Origin of the sequence: Candidatus Berkiella cookevillensis (assembly GCF_001431315.2) — a bacterium.
GTDB lineage: Bacteria > Pseudomonadota > Gammaproteobacteria > Berkiellales > Berkiellaceae > Berkiella_A > Berkiella_A cookevillensis.
In genome coordinates this window covers 1,072,104-1,091,549 of the sequence record NZ_LKHV02000001.1, presented here as the reverse complement: position 1 = coordinate 1,091,549, position 19,446 = coordinate 1,072,104, and the positions used below count along the sequence as shown (strand labels likewise).

Annotated in this window: 15 protein-coding genes; 8 read left to right on the top strand and 7 right to left on the bottom strand. The window is 37.0% G+C overall.

From position 1 onward, the window contains the following. Positions 1–3: 3 nt before the first annotated feature. From serS to CC99x_RS04730, 4 genes are read right to left on the bottom strand one after another with little or no spacing between them, the layout of a single operon-like run. Positions 4–1,281 carry a serine--tRNA ligase gene (gene serS / locus CC99x_RS04745; protein ID WP_057623160.1) on the bottom strand — a complete coding sequence of 426 codons (1,278 nt, stop codon included), beginning with the start codon at positions 1,279–1,281 and terminating at the stop codon, positions 4–6. Then, positions 1,278–2,594 carry a replication-associated recombination protein A gene (locus CC99x_RS04740; RefSeq protein ID WP_057623162.1) on the bottom strand — a complete coding sequence of 439 codons (1,317 nt, stop codon included), beginning with the start codon at positions 2,592–2,594 and terminating at the stop codon, positions 1,278–1,280. Before CC99x_RS04740 ends, serS begins: the two co-directional genes overlap by 4 nt. Positions 2,595–2,597: 3 nt before the next feature. Beyond that, entirely contained in the window at positions 2,598–3,233 is a 636-nt protein-coding gene (gene lolA, locus CC99x_RS04735; protein WP_057623163.1) for an outer membrane lipoprotein periplasmic chaperone LolA, read from the bottom strand. A 12-nt stretch (positions 3,234–3,245) separates the two neighbouring features. After that, the gene (locus CC99x_RS04730; RefSeq protein WP_057623164.1) at positions 3,246–5,744 is read right to left on the bottom strand and encodes a DNA translocase FtsK; all 2,499 of its coding nucleotides are present in this window, start codon (positions 5,742–5,744) and stop codon (positions 3,246–3,248) included. A 300-nt stretch (positions 5,745–6,044) separates the two neighbouring features. Between CC99x_RS04730 and trxB the strand changes: the two genes are divergently transcribed. From trxB to CC99x_RS04695, 7 genes are all read left to right on the top strand, one after another. Continuing rightward, complete coding sequence (gene trxB, locus CC99x_RS04725) at positions 6,045–7,001, top strand: thioredoxin-disulfide reductase (RefSeq protein ID WP_057623165.1); 957 nt, start codon at positions 6,045–6,047, stop codon at positions 6,999–7,001. Between the two features lie 6 nt (positions 7,002–7,007). Further along, positions 7,008–7,748 carry a leucyl/phenylalanyl-tRNA--protein transferase gene (gene aat / locus CC99x_RS04720; RefSeq protein WP_057623166.1) on the top strand — a complete coding sequence of 247 codons (741 nt, stop codon included), beginning with the start codon at positions 7,008–7,010 and terminating at the stop codon, positions 7,746–7,748. Between the two features lie 79 nt (positions 7,749–7,827). Continuing rightward, the gene (infA, locus tag CC99x_RS04715; RefSeq protein ID WP_057623167.1) at positions 7,828–8,082 is read left to right on the top strand and encodes a translation initiation factor IF-1; all 255 of its coding nucleotides are present in this window, start codon (positions 7,828–7,830) and stop codon (positions 8,080–8,082) included. Positions 8,083–8,345: 263 nt separating this feature from the next. Then, the gene (locus tag CC99x_RS04710; protein WP_057623168.1) at positions 8,346–10,496 is read left to right on the top strand and encodes a hypothetical protein; all 2,151 of its coding nucleotides are present in this window, start codon (positions 8,346–8,348) and stop codon (positions 10,494–10,496) included. 394 nt (positions 10,497–10,890) lie between these two features. Then, positions 10,891–11,925 carry an ankyrin repeat domain-containing protein gene (locus CC99x_RS04705; RefSeq protein WP_057623170.1) on the top strand — a complete coding sequence of 345 codons (1,035 nt, stop codon included), beginning with the start codon at positions 10,891–10,893 and terminating at the stop codon, positions 11,923–11,925. Between the two features lie 332 nt (positions 11,926–12,257). After that, positions 12,258–13,766 (top strand): ankyrin repeat domain-containing protein, encoded by a 1,509-nt coding sequence (locus CC99x_RS04700; RefSeq protein ID WP_057623173.1) that lies wholly within the window; start codon positions 12,258–12,260, stop codon positions 13,764–13,766. A 221-nt stretch (positions 13,767–13,987) separates the two neighbouring features. After that, the gene (locus CC99x_RS04695; RefSeq protein ID WP_057623175.1) at positions 13,988–15,385 is read left to right on the top strand and encodes a hypothetical protein; all 1,398 of its coding nucleotides are present in this window, start codon (positions 13,988–13,990) and stop codon (positions 15,383–15,385) included. Positions 15,386–15,483: 98 nt separating this feature from the next. Here the strand turns inward: CC99x_RS04695 and CC99x_RS04690 are convergent, their stop codons facing one another. The 3 genes from CC99x_RS04690 to clpS all read right to left on the bottom strand — a co-directional run bounded on the left by CC99x_RS04690 (position 15,484) and on the right by clpS (position 18,916). Next, positions 15,484–16,047: a hypothetical protein gene (locus CC99x_RS04690; RefSeq protein ID WP_057623177.1), complete on the bottom strand. Its 564-nt coding sequence runs from the start codon at positions 16,045–16,047 to the stop codon at positions 15,484–15,486. Positions 16,048–16,285: 238 nt separating this feature from the next. Further along, the gene (clpA, locus tag CC99x_RS04685) at positions 16,286–18,556 is read right to left on the bottom strand and encodes an ATP-dependent Clp protease ATP-binding subunit ClpA (RefSeq protein ID WP_057623180.1); all 2,271 of its coding nucleotides are present in this window, start codon (positions 18,554–18,556) and stop codon (positions 16,286–16,288) included. 30 nt (positions 18,557–18,586) lie between these two features. Next, entirely contained in the window at positions 18,587–18,916 is a 330-nt protein-coding gene (clpS, locus tag CC99x_RS04680) for an ATP-dependent Clp protease adapter ClpS (RefSeq protein WP_057623182.1), read from the bottom strand. Between the two features lie 229 nt (positions 18,917–19,145). Here clpS and cspD point away from each other — a divergent pair, with 229 nt between their 5' ends. Beyond that, complete coding sequence (gene cspD, locus CC99x_RS04675; RefSeq protein WP_057623184.1) at positions 19,146–19,412, top strand: cold shock domain-containing protein CspD; 267 nt, start codon at positions 19,146–19,148, stop codon at positions 19,410–19,412. Positions 19,413–19,446: the final 34 nt, after the last annotated feature.

Here is a 19,446-nt window from a genome sequence, read left to right as displayed (position 1 = left end):
TACTTACAAGCTAATTTTTTCCACACCGCCCATATACCCTTGTAGTGCTTTTGGAATACGAACATTACCATCTTCGTCTTGATAGTTTTCAATAACTGCAATCAATGTTCTACCAACAGCAAGTCCAGATCCATTTAATAGATGGACATATTCTGGCTTAGCATTGGCTTCTTTACGATAACGAGCTTGCAAACGCCGTGATTGAAAGTTTTCCGTATTTGAGCAAGATGAAATTTCACGGTATTTGTTCTGAGAAGGCAACCAAACTTCAATATCATAAGTTTTTGCTGCACAAAATCCAACATCTCCACTACAAAGCGCCATCACACGATAAGGCAATTCTAAACGCTGCAAAATAGTTTCTGCATTCTTTGTGAGCGTTTCAAGTGCTTCATAGGATTTCTCAGGCTCGACCACTTGTACCAACTCAACTTTTTCAAACTGGTGTTGACGGATCATACCTTTGGTATCTTTACCATAAGACCCTGCTTCACTTCTAAAACAAGGACTATGGCAAACAAATTTTAAAGGTAAATCACTCTTTTCTAAAATGGTGTCTCGTACCAAATTTGTAAGTGGCACCTCAGCTGTTGGAATCAATGATAAAGTTCTTTCACCTTTGATATGAAATAAGTCTTCAGCAAACTTCGGCAATTGCCCTGCCCCCCACAATGCATTGGCTTCTACTAAAAAGGGCACGTAAGTTTCTTGATAGCCAAACTCTTGGGTATGAATATCAAGCATAAATTGAATGAGGGCACGATGTAATCTTGCTATTTGACCTCTCATCACCACAAAACGAGAACCAGACATTTTTGCTGCAGCATTAAAATCAATTTGAGCTGATTTCTCAGTTAAATCGACATGGTCTTTAGGTGTAAAAGAAAAACTAGGAACGGTGCCCCAACGTCTTACTTCAATATTATCATTTTCATCTTTGCCAACAGGGACAGAATCATGCAACAAATTGGGTAACATAAGCTGTAAATTTGTTTGCTTTTCCAGTAGCTCATTTAATTCTATTTCTGCTTTTTCAAGCGACTCTTTCAATTGATTTACTTCGGCAAACAATGCTTGTGTGTCTTCACCTTTGGCTTTACGTTGCCCTATTGATTTAGATAGTTCATTTCTTTGATTTTGTAAATGCTGTGTAGAAACTTGTATTGATTTTCTTTTTTCTTCAATCTGTATTAATTGATCAAAATCAAAAGTCATTTTTCTATTTTTTACGGTTGCCTTAACTCTTTCAATGTCTTGACGTAACACTTTAGGATCTATCATGCTTCTTCCTCTTTCTTTTTTATGGGATGCACAGCATCCTCTTTCAAGCGCTTTAATTTGTCAGATATTTTTATCTCTAAACCATTTTGTGTGGGTCGATAATATACTTTTTCTTTAAGCTCATCTGGTAAGTATGATTGCCCCTTAGATACACCACCTATTTGATCGTGGTCATAACGATATCCCTTGCCATAATCCAGTTTTTTCATCATCTTTGTAGGCGCATTTCTAAGATGCATTGGAACGGCTAAAGAAGGCTTCGCTTGAATATCTTGCATAACTTGATTAAAACCAAGACACACAGCATTGCTTTTGGGAGCAACAGCCAGATAAACAACAGCTTGTGCCAAAGCAAGCTCTCCTTCAGGACTGCCTAAAGTATCAAATGCTTTATAAGCATCCAAGGCAATCGTCAACCCACGCGGATCTGCATTTCCAATATCTTCTGAAGCCATACGAATAATTCTTCTTGCCACATATAAGGGATCACAACCACCATCTAACATTCTACCAAGCCAATATAAAGCACCATCCGGTGATGAACCTCTTACTGATTTATGCAATGCTGAAATCTGTTCATAAAATAAATCACCTCTTTTATCAAAGCGACGATAATCTTGGCTAATGATCTCAATGAGCAAAGCCTCACTGATACATAACGCCCCCATCTCCAATGCTTTATTAATAGTGATTTCTAAGATATTGAGCAAACTCCTCGCATCACCGTCTGCAGCCATAATCAATCGCTCTTCTGCAGCTGGCTCTATGCTTAGCTTAATGTCACCTAACCCAGTACGTGGATCTGTTAATGCTCGTTGCACCAATTGTGATAGATCCGTGGCAAGCAAAGATTGTAAAACATAAATTCTACAACGTGACAATAATGCATTATTCACTTCGAAAGAAGGATTTTCCGTGGTTGCACCAATCAGCGTAACCGTCCCCTGCTCTACAAAGGGTAAGAGTGCATCTTGCTGTGCTTTATTAAAGCGGTGAATTTCATCAATGAACAATATGGGCGCTTTATGATTCTCTCCATCCATTTTTGTATCAATTTTTTGAATGGCATCTTTTACTTCCTTAATGCCAGACAAAACAGCAGAAAAAGTCATCAGCTTTCTATCGGAATGATGCGCTATCATTCTTGCAAGTGTTGTTTTGCCTACACCAGGTGGTCCCCACAAAAGCATAGAATGCAATTTCTGGGCAGCTAATACACTACGCAAAGGTTTTCCTATCCCAATTAAGTGCTGTTGCCCCACAAACTCTTCAAGGCAAGTAGGGCGCAATCTGTCTGCTAAAGGCTGTGACATGGGCTAGGTGCTCGGTTTAATCACATCAACACCTGCAGGTGGAGAAAATTTAAATAAATTTTCTTTTACATGACCATTGACTGTAATTTTCGTAAATTGCGTATGAATATGCTGCCCAAGTGGATCATTCATTTTCACTTCTACAAGCTGATTGTTGTTAAAGGTAAGTTGAATATCCTGGAATGTTTCATCTGCTTTTATAGGTGTTAAAGCAAAGCAGGATTTTTGACTTGACTGACATTCGCCTGTTTGCAATTCTGAAACTTTAAAATCAGTCAATAATTGATGCGTTGAACCTATTAAAACTGCCGCAGGACTGGAAGAAAGCGCCTTTGCAAGCTCTTGTTTGGTGACTTGTTCAAGCTCAATATCATAAGTCCATAAAAAGCTGCCATCTGCAACAACAATGATGGCATCAGGCGGGTTACTCTTCCAATAGAATTTACCAGGACGCAACACCTTAATATCGCCCTTCATGCTTGAAATAGAGTCACCTTTATCATCACTGATATTTTGGGTGAAAGATGCTTCAAAACTTTTAATATTTTCAACAAGCTTTACAAATTTTTGATCTGCAGGTATTGCATAAGCAATGCTCACTGACGTTAGTAATATAAAAGAAGTCACTAACCTTAACATAAATAAGATCCTCTACTCAGAAACAGGGGGAGCTAATACTTCACGAGTACCGTTAGATTGCAATTCACTCACAACACCATCGGTTTCCATTTGTTCTATTAACCTCGCTGCGCGATTATAGCCTATTTTGAGCTTTCTTTGGACGAGAGATATTGAAGCTCGTCGTGTTTCTGTCACAATTGCTACTGCTTGGTCATATAACTCATCATAAGGCTCACTGCCATTTGGTGAATCACCTGAATTAAAAGCGCTTTTAACAACGGACTCAATGTAATCTGGTTTACCAGATTTTCTAAGCTCATCAGTAACTTTATGTACCTCATCATCCCCAACAAAAGCACCATGAATACGCTGACAAATACCTACACCAGGCGGTAAAAATAACATATCGCCATGACCAAGCAACTGCTCAGCGCCTGATTGATCCAAAATAGTACGTGAATCAATACGCGATGATACTTGGAAGGCAATCCGCGTTGGAATATTTGCTTTAATCAAACCTGTAATCACATCAACCGAAGGGCGTTGGGTTGCTAAAATTAAATGCACGCCTGCTGCGCGCGCTTTTTGAGCAAGTCGAGCAATGTATTCTTCAACTTTCTTACCCACCACCATCATCATATCAGCAAATTCATCAATCAAAATAACAATGTATGGCAGTGGCTCTAATGCCTCTGGTTTTTCACTATGACTTGGATGCCATAAAGGATTCAAAATGGGTTTCTTCTGTGCTTGGGCGCGACGGATACGTTCGTTATAGCCAGTGATATTTCGTACGCCCAATGCCGCCATTAATTGGTAGCGATGTTCCATTTCTGCAACACACCAACGCAGCGCATTGGCCGCATCTTTTACATCAGTAATAACAGGCGTTAAGAGATGAGGAATGTTGTCATAAACAGCAAGTTCAAGCATTTTAGGATCAATTAAGATCATGCGCACATCTTTTGGACTTGCCTTATAGAGAATGCTCAATAACATAGCATTTAAGCCCACAGATTTACCAGAACCCGTGGTTCCTGCCACAAGTAAATGCGGCATTTTGGCCAAATCTGTCACGACAGGACGCCCAGATATATCTTTACCTAAACCAATTGTTACCGGAGATTTTGACTGCTGATAGCTAGGATCTGCCAATACTTCTTTTAAGCGCACAACCTCTCTTTCAACATTCGGGATTTCCAAGCCAACAACTGATTTGCCCGGAATCACTTCCACAACCCGAACACTCACCACAGATAAAGAGCGTGCCAAATCCTTTGCAAGCCCAGTAATTTTACTTACCTTAACCCCAGCAGCCAGATCAAGTTCGAAGCGGGTGACAACAGGCCCAGGTAAAACCCCAACCACTTTAACATCGACACCAAATTCTTTTAGCCTTGTTTCCACTAAAGAAGACAGTTGTTCAAGCTGATCAGAACTAAAACCTGTATCATGGGCTTCGCTCTGCGCTTCTAATAATGAAAGTGATGGAAATATGTGATCGCCTTCAAAATCATGGGAGTGCGCTTCATTTCTTTGTGCATACGCCGTATCCTCCCTGTCTGATTCAACGTTTTTGTTATGAGTAGGCTCTTTAATGGATTCAGGCTTAACTTTTTTATTAATCGCTTTTTTCTTTCGATTAAAGATGTCTAATGCTGATTGCTTTAATTTTTTGCCTTCTTTTAAAGGTGGCAAGTTTATTTCCTCGTCTTCCCAAGATTTTTCATCTTTTGAAATTGGCTTCAAAATATCTTGAATAGACGATTTTTTCCCAGAAAAAGAAGGTTCGGTGCTTTTTTCTTTCTTTAAGGGTGCGCTCGATGCTTTGCTTGGCTTTGTTTTCACCAGTGCAGGCAGTTTAATTTCTTGTACTTGTGCTATTGATTTACGACTGAAAGCAGTAAATTGTAAGGGAAATTTTTTTGCGCCCATGAACATAAAGCGACCAATGAGATCAGCAATTTTCACCCATGATACCCCTGTAAATAAGGTAACACTTGTTAAAAATAATGCTGATAAAATAATGGTTGCGCCCGTTAAATTCAAATAGCTAACCATACCCTGCTTCATTAAAGCGCCAATCACTCCTCCCGAACTCATCGGTAAAAATTGCAATGTTGTATTGACATGGATGCTGGTTAAACCACAGCTTGAAACCAAGGTGACAATCAAGCCTATCACTCGTAAAAACCAAATAATTGGGCTTTTATCTTTATCCTCTTCATTCTTTGTTTTATAAATAAAGATGCTCATCAATAAGACGGCTACAGGAAATAAATAGGCAATATAACCAAACAAGGAAAACAAAATATCAGAGCAGAATGCCCCTGTCCTACCCGCAAGATTCAAAACTTCTGACTGCATCCCCGTATGTGACCACCCCGGATCATTTGCATTGTAAGTAAAAAGAGAAATGAATAAGTAAATAGCTACTGAGCTTAATAATATAAATGCCCCTTCGCGTACTCTCTGATTAATTTGCTCTCGCCAGGTATTTGTTTGATGTCGCTTGGTAGCCTGCCTCATTTAAACCATTTCCCTTAAGTGGTAAGCCGAATTTTGACTTATTTTATCATGTACTTACCTTCACCGCCTCAATTCTTGTATCTGCCCCCCCCCTCCCCTTTCTAAGCCAAAATGACAATTTATTAATTCAGGACAGCCACCTTTATTTGTAGTTACTTTAATTACCCAAAATAAACAGGACAGCCATAATAGTTTTGACAGCAAATCATGAATAATCAAAGCTTTGAATTGTTCGCGTCTTTACTCCTTTATGAGCAATGGATTAACATAAATTCAAACTACTAAAAATAGGTAACAAAAATGACTCAAGCTCGGCATTCTAAGCTATTGATTCTAGGCTCTGGCCCTGCAGGATATACGGCGGCTGTTTATGCTGCTCGCGCGAATCTCAAACCTGTCTTAATTACAGGTCTTCAAAAAGGTGGTCAGCTTACCACAACAACAGAGGTTGATAACTGGCCAGGTGATGTTGAAGGATTACAAGGCCCGGCACTGATGGAACGAATGGAAGCACACGCTGCACGCTTTAACACGGAAATTATTTTTGATCACATCCAGAAAGTCGACTTATCTCAAAAGCCTTTTGTTCTTCAGGGAGATGGTAATAACACCTATACTGCGGATGCATTAATTATAACCACAGGCGCATCAGCCCAATACCTAGGACTCCCTTCTGAACAAGCCTTTATGGGTAAAGGTGTATCAGCCTGCGCAACCTGCGATGGTTTCTTTTATAGAAACCAGGCTGTTGCTGTCGTTGGTGGTGGTAACACCGCTGTTGAAGAAGCGCTGTACTTATCTAATATTGCTTCACACGTTACACTGATTCATCGTCGTGATAGCTTAAAAGCTGAGAAAATGCTTCAAGATAAGCTCTTTGAAAAAGTAAAATCTGGTAAAATTACAATAGAATGGGATCACACCATACACGAAGTGCTCGGCGACAAAAAAGGTGTGACAGGCGTTGAAATAAAAAATGTTAAAACCAATGCTCATACAAAATTGGAAGTCACAGGTCTGTTTATTGCGATTGGACACATTCCCAATACCCAGTTATTCGAAGGACAGCTAGAAATGCATAATGGCTATATCATCGTCAAAGGTGGTTTAGAAGGAAATGCAACAGCGACAAATATAGCCGGTGTATTTGCTGCTGGCGATGTTGCAGATCATGTCTATAGACAAGCGATTACCTCTGCAGGCACAGGATGTATGGCAGCTTTAGATGCAGAAAAATATTTAGATGATCTAAAATAATTAGACATGTCTTTGGTCATCTTAGACGCACACTCAAATTTATTCCCTCATCCAAGCACAGCGCATACAGAACCCAACGGCTTGCTTGCAATGGGGGGAGATTTATCACCAGAACGGCTACTTTCTGCTTATAAGCAAGGCATTTTCCCTTGGTACGATGCAACGACCCCGATCCTATGGTGGTCTCCCAATCCTCGCGCTATTTTGCGCATTGATGATCTGATTATCAGCCACAGTTTGAAGAAAATACTATCTAAGCAAAATTTTTCTTACCATGCAGACACTCAATTTGAAAATGTCATCAGTGCCTGTGCAGAGCGGATTTCAACAAACCCGGATCTTCCCAGCACTTGGATTACACCAGAACTAAAACAAGCCTATATAAAGCTGCACAAAATGGGGTTCGCACATTCTATTGAAATTACACAAGGCTCAGCCTTAGTCGGTGGTCTCTATGGTGTTTGCTTGGGTAGAAATTTCTTCGGAGAATCCATGTTTCACCGAAAAAGCAATTTTTCTAAGGTTGCACTTCTTATCCTTGCTGTGCAATTAAAGCGTTGGGGATTTAGCTATATTGATTGCCAAGTTGGATCTAAACACCTGGCTTCTTTAGGCGCGATTGAAATCGAACGCGACCACTTCCTTAAACTCGTACAAAATAACCTTGCTGAAGATACTCACTCTCTTACTGGACAATGGGCTTTAGATAATGATTTGCTTCCTTATCAAAAAATGTTATTCAAATAACATTTTTAACTTAACTGCGTGTGCTTTCATATTACGAAATCAAACTATATAATGGCTCCTCAAATTATCTGGAGGCAGAATGGCAAAAGAAGACTCAATTGAGATGGAAGGTACGGTAATCGATAGCTTACCTAATACCATGTTTAGAGTTGAGCTAGATAACAAGCATGTTGTTACCGCTCATATATCTGGCAAAATGCGTAAAAACTATATACGCATTCTTACAGGTGATCGTGTAACCGTTCAGCTTACCCCTTACGATTTAACCAAGGGTCGCATTATATTTCGTAATAGAGATAAAACCGGCGCAGATAGAGACAATAGCAGCGATTAATAATCTATTTTCTTCCTTGTAAAATCAAAGTTATAAAATAACAGTACTCACCCACTCTTTTTTGAATGGGTGCTGTTTTTTATTCAATACTCGTTTTATATCGTGTAATTACAATATAAAGACTGCTCATAAACTAAAGCTTTTTAGCCCCTTTCTATCATCAAAAAGTGAAAGAAGCTTCACACATAAATTTAGTTATCTGATATATTTTTAATATCCCTAATTAAAAATAATCATGCAGCTTTTTTAGCTGCCAAATAACCATGACAACACCCAAAATAGAAACAAAGCCTTTAGATCCAAAGCTTTGGCAGACTTATGACAATGATTATGCAGAATACCTAAAGCGCCCATTAAAATATAAGGCCAAAGAAGGCGGTGCTAAACAGGGTGGCATACACACAGGTGTATATACATTTAAAGGCAAGACTGATTCTGACAACGCGCTCATGATGCTCATAAAACAAGGCGATAGTTTAGGCGAAACAATTGCAGAATATGTGGGCGGTAACCTATATCAACTGACTATCTCCAATCATGCTGCCAAAGCAATTTTAGTGAGAGACAATTTATCAAAATCTCCCTCTGCACAAGATGTTTATGTCACCTCCATCTATGAACAAGGCGCAGGCAATGTTCAAGATGCTTATAAAATAGCCGGTTATAAAGAAAGGCCTCGCTTCGCCCGGGTGCAACATGCACTCAAAAAAGCCTTTGGATATGAAGACGAAAGCTTAATGAGAAAAATTCTCATAGACGATCAAACCATGGCTGACAATTCTCTTGGATATATCATCGCAAATGTACTTTGGCATGGCGATCACGATGTTCATATGGGCAATTTTGTCCGTATTGAAAAAGACGGTGGTGTAAAGTACTCTAAAATTGATCATGGTTTTAGCTTTTTTAACTTTGATAAAGAAATTGTTGATATTTTTGATCCACTTGGTGGAAAAAAGGTGGATGTCAGCTTAAAACGCGCTTTTAAAGGCGGAAAATTCGTTGAATGGTATCCTTTTAATCATTTTTGGGACTTAGCCGCTGAAAAAAAAGGTTTTTACTTTTCTGGCCCTTTTATTACAGGCTGTGAAGATATTGCAAGCTTAGATATCGATACAATAAAAAAGAATATTCATACATCACTGATAACTGTAAAAAATATATATGCAAATCAGTCAAATGAAGCTTTAATTGCTTTTGCAAAGCGAATGGGCATGAATAAAAAAGAGTTATACGGCAATGATGCAAGCACTACCAAAAAAGATCCAGAAAAAATTATCCGCAATATTGAAGATTTCATGATAGAGAGACTCAAATATAGACAAGCCTCTCTCAATAAGCTTGCACAAAACTGTAGAAAAGGTGCAGCAAAACTGACAGACGAGCATCATGTATTATCTCGTGAAATAGGGAAAATTATTATTGAGAAATTAGATAAAATTATTCAAATAAATACTCTCTCTAAAACAACAGATCTAGATGAGCACAAAACCCTTTATCACAAAGAAAAACAAGCATTAGAACAAGAAATTGATTTTTTAAAGCTTCTTGAGCAAGCCAATGATTTAGGCTATTTAACTGCAATGAATGGCAAGCTAATCATTTTTGGAGAATTTAATTACTTAAACGCTGGAAAAAAACAAAGAATAACACCTGCTATTTTTGAAGAAAAGCTTAAAAGCATTGTTCATTTCGAAACGTATATTACAGACGCAAAAGCAGAGCAACATAATAAAATTCCACTCTCTACACGTGGGCAAAATATGCTGGCTAGGCTGGCAACCGAACTACCTCGCTACAAACAATTACCTGCATCTCGTTTTGGCATTAAGGCAAAAATAAAAGAATCCAAAAGCCCTTCACCCATCACATCTGCTCAAACAATACTGCCTCAATCCTCATTTCACTCTTCACAGAAAAAATATCGCTCTAAACTATCCGATAAAATAACTAATAACTTAACAGCAACGGACTTCAAAAAAATCAAGGCTTTCACAGAAAAAATAACATGTACATTCTCAGCAAATGAATGGAAAATTGCTAATCAAGATAATATCACCTCTCTTCAATCTAAAAAAAATCCAGATGCCTTTATAGAAATAGAAAATATCCAAGCAGCAGAAGTGATTTTTAGCTCAAATGCTGAAAACTGCATTGAACAGCTTGTAAAATGCGCTCAGATTTATCAAGAAAATGTTTCTAACGACAATATTGAATACGATATTTTTGCAGAAAATACTGAGATTGCAGAAGAAATATTAAAAAATATGCTTCAACAAGGAATCAAAAAAGGCAATATAGGCAGTATAGAAATTAACGGCATTTCTTTAGACAATAAACAAATTCTTGAATTTATAGAGAAAAATCAAAGTGAAGCTCGCGCCAACTATAGTACAAAGAAAAGCAATAAATAATTGCAAATACACTATTGTATAAAAGAAGAGAAAAATGATTCCCTCAATTTTTCTAGGTTCATGGTCTAGACAATCAGATCACGAAAATTAGCTTTATAAACAGATTATTACTTGGCAAATACTGTTTTACCAAAAAATTTAACCATTACATGCAAAATTTTTTTTATGTTATCACTAACAATAATGCTGCATATAAGCTTGAATATACAACAAAAAAACCAAGACAATTCACGATATCTCCTCTCTAAACACTAAAAAATCTCTTTATTTTATTAGAATAGATTCGAATTAACATATTTTTTCACAATATGCTATATCATTTTTTAACATTGAACGCCCCCCCCTCAAAAGGTATCCTACCAACTCATTTTTTTTAAATTATAAGTTAATTTTTATGTCCAATAAATCAGCAACTCAAAATATCTTTGCAGCTATTAAAAGTGGCAACATAGCTACGTTAAAATCGCTCTACAACACTTTACACAAAAATGCTAAGACATCTACTTCAAAACCTATCGGCAAAGCCTCACATTTAGATAATCTTTTTTTTGATACAACTAGAAAAGCGCATATTTCCAAATTATTATATGCTGTATTATGCAAACAAGAAGCTGCTGTTCGCTTCCTTCTCAATCAAAACAGTGATTATTATGATATGTATAGCTTTAATGAGGCGCAGGAAAATCCAGTCATTAAAGCCATAGAGACACAACAACTTAATATTTTCAAAGCATTCACACAACATCGTGCTTTTCTCAAACAAAGTATCAAAGATGAACAAGGCAACTCTATTATACATTACATAGGCCGCATTCAAAATAAAGCTTTGCGTCAGCAATTTGCGCAATGCTTAATTGAAGCTGAATTTAATATACAGCTCAAGAATTATTCAGGAAAAAGAGCAAACCACATTAAAGAATTTGAAATGCTTGAAAAAACCTATCATCGCAGCCTGAAATATCTCTTAAAACAATGCAGAGAAGTAGCATATTATTTTTTTGCATTTGCATCTGCTTTGATGTTGCCACTCTATGCAATATACAATCCTGCTTTCGCTATTTCATATATCATGATTGAAATCATAGCTGTTGCCATACCCACCGCATGGATGAAGAAAAACTCATCTACACCACAGCGAATTCAAATGGAAGCAGAATTTATTCATGACATTGAAAATAATAAGCTCACAAAAGAAAAAATAAAGAAATTTGTTTGTTACAATGATAAAGAACAAAAAATATTTACTAAAAAAATTGAGAATCTATATGAAAGAGCCATGCAAGAGAGAAAAATATCAAAACAAAAGCAATCAAAAACAAATAAACCAATCCTCATTCAATTTAAACAAAAAAGTACTGCGAACATGAAAAATAAACCAATTATACAATCTACAACATCTATACAACCAAAAAGAAAATGCGCACGCTAATCTAAAACCCCAAAACACATTTGGAGTAGCTACTTCAAATGTGTTTTTTTCTTAATCGATTATTACTTGGCAAGTACACCATTGCCCCCCCCCAACAATCTAACATATCGCATGCAAGATTTTTATGTTCTCATTAACAATGATGCTGCATACAAAATTGGATATACAACAAAAAATCTCAAAATCAATGCACGATATACACAGAGAAAAGGCACATAAATTTGGGATAACACATTTTTTCACAATATGCTATATCATTTTTTATCATTGAACTCCTCTCTCAAGAAAGATATTTTACCAACTCATTTTTTTTAAATTATAAGTTAATTTTTATGCCTCAAAAATCAGAACCTACAACTCAAAATATCTTTGCAGCGATTAAACGTGGTAACATCACTACTTTAAAATCGCTCTACAACACTTTACACAAAAATGCTAAGACATCTACTTCAAAATCTATCGGCAAAGCCTCACATCTAGATAATCTTTTTTTTGATCAAACTAAAAAAGTACATACTTCTAAATTATTATATGCTGTACTCTGTAAACAAGAAGCTGCTGTTCGCTTCCTTCTCAATCAAAACAGTGATTATTATGATATGTATAACTTTAATGAGGCGCAAGAAAACCCAGTTATTAAAGCCATACAAACACAACAACTTAATATTTTCAAAGCATTCATACAACATCATGATTTTCTCAAGCAATGCATCAAAGACAAACAAGGCAACTCTATTATACATTACATAGGCCGCATTCAAGATAAAACCTTGAGACAACAATTTGCACAATGCTTAATTGAAGCTGAATTTGATATACAGCTCAAAAATTATGCAGGAAAAAGAGCCAATCATATTGAAGAATTTGAAACGCTTGAAAAAACCTATCATCGCAGCCTGAAATATCGCTTAAAACAACAATTCAGAAAAGCACCGCGTTTATATTCTTTTTTTGCTACGGTTGTGTTCGCATCTGCTTTGATATTGCCACTCTGCGCAATATACAGTCTTGCTTTTGCTATTCCATATATCATGGTTGGAATCATAGCTGCTACCATACCCACCGCATGGATGCAAAAGAATTCACCTACACCACAGAGCATCCAAATGGAAGCAGAATTTGTTCATGCTATTAAAAACAATACGCTTACAAAAAAACAAATAAAAACATTTGTTCTTCGAGGTGGGAACCTAAATAAATTATCAACAATATCAATCACCTTGGGTAATACCTTGGGTAATCTCAGCGCATTAGAACTTGCTGTACTCTTCTTGAAACCTGATATGCTAACGCTGTTAATGACCTCAATATCTGATCATGATAAAACGATAGCACCAAAATTTAGCCAACGATTATTATTGCTTGCCATTGGTTGCAATCGCCCTGAAATGGTTTCTCTCCTACTCCCTCATTATGAAAATATAGACTTTTCTATAAGAAAAGACTTAACGCCCATCATGCTTGCTTTACATCTCCCCTACAAAAAAGCAAACGAGGAATATATTAACAATCAATATGAGATTGTAGAGATGCTTTTAAAACGCAAAGCAGATCTTGGAAAAAATACTTTAATTGCCATAGTCAATGATGCTATAAAGAGAGACTCAAAAACACCATGCACAATCGGGAGCTATGCTCGATATCTTCATTCAAAAGGGATGCTTTCTGAAAAAATTGCAGCACTATGTGAAAGAACCCTGCAAGAGAGAAAACAAAAGCAAAGTAAAACGAATGAACCCATCCTTGTTCAGTTTAAACAAAGAAATACTGCAACGGTAAAAAACAAAGCAGCCATACAGCCTACAATACCTACGCCATCCAAAAAAAGATGTATTCGCTGATCTAAAATATCAGAAGCACATTTGGAGTAGCCACTTCAAATGTGCTTTTTTTCTCCTTCTTCAATTGAGTGCTTATGCTTATGTGCATTAGCTCATGATACAAGTGTAATTACAGCTAAAAAAGAATAATCTACTAAAAACGTTAAGCTCATGGTCTAGACAATAGGGGCACTTAATGTTAAGTTGATGACTGTTTTAATATAGCCGTTGATTATTGCATCATGCTTGATTTCATCACAAAAACACCAACTAATTATTCAATAAATCTTATGTGGATCAATTCAAAGCTTGATACCAATTCCCACTATATACTGCAAAATGCTGACAAAGATGCCGTTATTAATAAAATTTTAACTCCCGCCATTAAATGGAAAAAAGCAAATCCTGAGGCAGAAGTTAATTGTTGGTATGATAGTCATTCTACCAGCCTCGAGGCGCTCCAAAATACTGAAAAATTAACCGGCATATTACTAAATCCCCCAGAGCAAAATATTCTGCTCAACAATATACAATTTAGAGACATTAGAGAAATTAGTTTGGTAAAGAATAATCCAGATGTATTTTCTAGCAATTTTCCTCTTTATTTTATTATTGATCTCCTTAAATTAATCATTTGTGCACATTGCATTGAAAATCTTTCAAATGAATCTGCCATTTTTTCAGATCTTGAAATTGGAGATAAGAGAAAAAATCAAGACAGAATGAGCAAAGACGAATTATTTAATGATTCAGTAATGGAAAGATTAAACAATATTGGTGCCTTAAATGGCCCCGTTCATGAAAATCAATTTTTTCAAGTATTAAATAAGCCTGAAACTATCACCGCCATAAAACACATCATAAATGCAAATTTATATCGAGCCATAACTGCTTTGAATTATAAAGATCCAGATACTCGGCGGTACGCTATGAATAGCTTATCTATATTAGTATTTAATTCAACAAGATATGATTTATTCCATTATCTTTTGCATAATATTAAAGTTAAACCTCAATTAGTGGGTGAAGCTGGAACAGACGAAATTGATTATAATCCATTAAAGCATGGTTATATGCCTTTTGGTAATTTTTATCATAGCATTAGAAATATACCTTATATTAAAATGAATGGTAATTTTGTTGAGAGATTCGAATTAACCACATTTTCAAATATATTAGACGTTGATAAAGGTGAATCAGGGTATTGCGGACGCTCGGATTTAAAGGTTCGTTTAGGCAATGATCACCAATTTTGGTTTGATGATTCAAAAATAATTCCTGCAGCAGATGGTAGCACTGAATATAAGTGTACATTTTGGAATGTTTCAGAAAATGAACAAAACTACTTCATGGACGCTCAAAATAATTCGAACAAGGCCAGCTTAATTCCTAAATTTCTAATAAAGATGTGGCAAACACAAGCGTTGAAAAATACTATTAAACAAACCTCCATTGATATTCAACATAATTCGAACAATGCCACTTTACTTCCAGCATTAGAACTAAAGAAGCAGCAAGATAAAAATGTTAGAAAACGTAAATTTGAAACAATACAAAATGAAACAAGTTACAATGAACCTGAACATAAAAAGAAAAAGATTGAGAAAAAAGAAACGTATTTTAGCTGCTTAATTGCGTAATAAATCCTACTTAACTTCGTCTGCCTGCTTATTTAAAAGAGGCTTTTGAGCATGATAATTTATGCAACAAAGCCATATTGATTTACCTAGGTTTTGATTTACCTAGGTTTTTGAGTAACATTATTTCCAACGGTTGGTGCGCTTAAATAATCACCCACACTGTGTGCAGCATTTGAAAGTATGGCTAGTGGGCTAAAGGTAATATTAGGATGATCTTCAAGCATATGGGTCCCAATATCCATTCCGATATCCATCATTTTTATTCCGATTTTTTCGAACAAATCAACAATCTCAATAGAGATTTTTTGTCCAAATGGCAATATCACCAAAGGACCATATTCGATCGCATATTCTATAACGCGTGTTTCATTATGATAATACTCTGCCGAAACCAGTGGTGACCACATAATATCTGACCAAGAAGGCTCATTACCATAGATAAGTGGAAACCCCAATTCAGCAATTTTACGCGCAATGGTTGGGCTACAATAAAAAAAACCAAAATTCACAATGGCTGCAATTATACCTTTTATTGTATTTCGCCATGTTAACTGGTTATTTCTTGCATGTTCGTACATTCTATACAAACTAACTGTCGCAGCAATGTTCCAAGCATTGTTTACAACTTGCGTTAAAACATTTGTTATTAAATTTCCAAACATTATCCAGTGCTTCCACAAATAAATTCGTTGCATTACTTTAAGTCACACAAGTAAATACCTCAACTCTCCATTGACAGAAGCCTTTGCTTTAGAGATAAACGGTTCTTTTTAGAAAAATAGCAATTAAATAAATTCAGGCGAACTTGGCGTGATGTAAAATGAGTAGATACAAAAAAAATCCCAGACATTTTCATGTTTGGGATTTTTTCAACTGCATCCGTATCAATAGCTGGAAAATTTATAGATGTGCTTGTAACTCCTCAACCTTGAGACGAATATCATCTTGCTCAACGGTCACAGATACATGCCCTCCCATTACAAGCCGCCCAAAGAGAAGCTCATCTGCGAGAGGCTTTTTCAAACGTTCTTTGATAAGTCTAGCCATGGGGCGCGCGCCCATTTTTCTGTCATAGCCTTTCAAAGCAAGCCATTCTCTGGCTTTAGCATCTACGTCAATATCAACTTGTTTCTCAAGAAGCCTATCTTTCAATTCCAAAATAAACTTATCAACAACTTTATGAATAACTTCTTGATCTAAAGATGTAAACTGAATAACAGCATCTAATCGATTACGAAACTCCGGTGTAAACATCCTATTGATTGCAGACATACCATCAGAAGAATGATCTTGATCTGCAAACCCAATGGAGGCTCTCGTCATTACTTCCGCACCCGCATTTGTGGTCATAATCAAAGTAACATGCCTGAAGTCTGCTTTACGACCGTTGGTGTCTGTCAATGAACCATGATCCATCACTTGTAGAAGCAAATTGAATACATCAGGATGTGCTTTTTCAATTTCATCCAACAATACAACGGAATGTGGGTTCTTCGTCACCGCTTCTGTTAATAAACCACCTGTATCATACCCAACATATCCAGGAGGCGCACCAATCAATCTAGAAACCGTATGGCTTTCCATATATTCAGACATATCAAATCGAATCAATTCAACACCCAGTGACAGTGCCAGTTGTTTGCAGACCTCTGTCTTACCCACACCTGTAGGACCTGCAAAAAGGAAGCAACCTTGTGGCTTTTCTGGATCACTCAAACCAGAGCGTGCCATTTTCACTGCATCTGTTAAAGCCTCAATGGCTTTATCCTGGCCAAATACTTTGCCTTTGAGTTCCCGTCCTAATTCCTCTAAAACCGTTTTGTCTGAAGAAGAAACCGTTTTAGAAGGAATGCGAGCCATTTTAGCGACAATCTGTTCGATTTCTTTCACGCCAATAATCTTCTTACGTCGAGACTCAGGCAGCATGCGTTGGAATGCTCCTGCTTCATCTACCACATCAATGGCTTTATCCGGTAAAAATCTATCGCGAATATAGCGTGCAGACAGCTCTGCGGCCGCTTTAAGCGCTGGATAGGTATATCGAATATTATGATGTGTTTCAAAATGAGATTTAATCCCTTTCAAAATACGAATGGTCTCATCAACAGAAGGCTCTTTTACATCAATTTTTTGGAAACGTCTTGCTAAAGCATGATCTTTCTCAAAAATACCACGGTATTCTTGATAGGTTGTGGAGCCAATACAACGTAACTCTCCATTAGCAAGCATGGGTTTAATGAGATTTGATGCATCCATGACACCACCCGATGCTGCACCAGCCCCAATAATGGTATGGATTTCATCAATAAAAAGCACAGCACCTGAATCACGTTTCAAATGTTGCAACAATGCTTTAAGTCGTTTTTCAAAATCACCGCGATACTTTGTGCCCGCAAGTAATGAACCTAAATCTAAAGAATAAACAGTACAATGCTTTAGTGCTTGAGGGACATTATTATCAACAATTGCTTTAGCCAAACCTTCAGCAATCGCTGTCTTACCAACACCAGCTTCACCTACAAAAAGAGGATTGTTTTTCCTACGACGACATAAGATCTGAACGGTTCTTTCAATCTCACTTTCACGGCCGATCAGTGGATCTATTTTACCTAATCTTGCCATTTGATTTAAGTTGACTGCAAAACTTTCAAGTGGGCTCTTATTGGGTAAGTCCGCAGCAGTTTCGTGATCAATGGGTTGTTCTAAGTCTGGCTCTTCCATTTGCCTAGTCTCTTCTACTTTAGATATTCCATGTGATATGTAATTCACAACATCTAAGCGCGCAATATTTTCCTGCTTCAAGAAATAGACTGCCTGACTTTCTTGTTCACTGAAGATAGCAGCCAAAACATTTGCTCCGGTTACTTCTTCCTTACCTGCTGATTGAACATGAAAAACAGCGCGTTGTAAAACCCTTTGAAAGCCTAAAGTGGGTTGAGTCTCACGATGCGTTTCACCTGTTGGAATCAGGGGCGTGGTTTCATCCACAAAGGTTTGTAGATCACGACGCAGCCGATCTACATTTGCTCCACATGACCTCAAGACTAAAGAGGCAGCTGAATTATCAATCAGAGCCAACAACAAATGCTCTACTGTCATAAATTCGTGACGCTTGTCCCTGGCATCCTTGAATGCTAAGTTGAGCGTCATCTCAAGCTCTTTGCTCAACATCTCTGCCTCCCAGCTTATATCTTTAAAGTTTTAGTTAATATCGCTTTCTTCCATTTTACAAAGTAACGGATGCTCATGTTGCTTTGCAAAATCATTTACTAATGCTACTTTTGTCTCCGCAATGTCTCGCGTATAAACACCACAAATGGCTCTGCCCTTCTGATGTACGTCCAACATTATCTTCACTGCTTGGGAATACTCCTTAAAAAAATATTTTTGTAAAACAATGATTACAAAATCCATGGGTGTATAATCATCATTTAGCAATAAAACTTTAAACCGTTTAGGTAGTTTTAGCTTCTCGGCAGCCTTTTGCTGAATGACTGCTGGTGATTTTACCCGGCTAATTTCATTGCTCATAATCTGATGTTAGCCAATAATTGGCATCCCCGCCTGTGTTTTAAAAAATATCTTAAGACCATTCTCGCATAGAAAAGTATTTTTGGACAGCTGACAAACAATTTGAAGTTGTTTTGAAGTGCTTGACTGAATATGCGTTTATGTACAACAGTTATATCTTCAGAAATAATTATTGCGTATAATTTATGATGTATTTTGTATTAACGTATTTGACTAAAAGGACTTTGATATGGCGACTGGGATAGTAAAGTGGTTTAACAGCGCAAAAGGTTATGGATTCATCAGTGCTGATGGTACCGGTCATGACGTATTTGCACATTTCTCATCTATTGTCATGGACGGCTATAAAAGTCTAAAAGCTGGGCAGCCTGTGCAATTTGAAGTCAATGAAGGCCCTAAAGGTTTGCATGCAACCAATATAAGAGCAGACGAAACCAGTGACACACAAATAAGCGAGAAACAAGCTCATTTCCAGCGTGAAAGAGAAGAAGCCTAAAGTCGACTTTTATCAAAACACACTCCTTCATTTA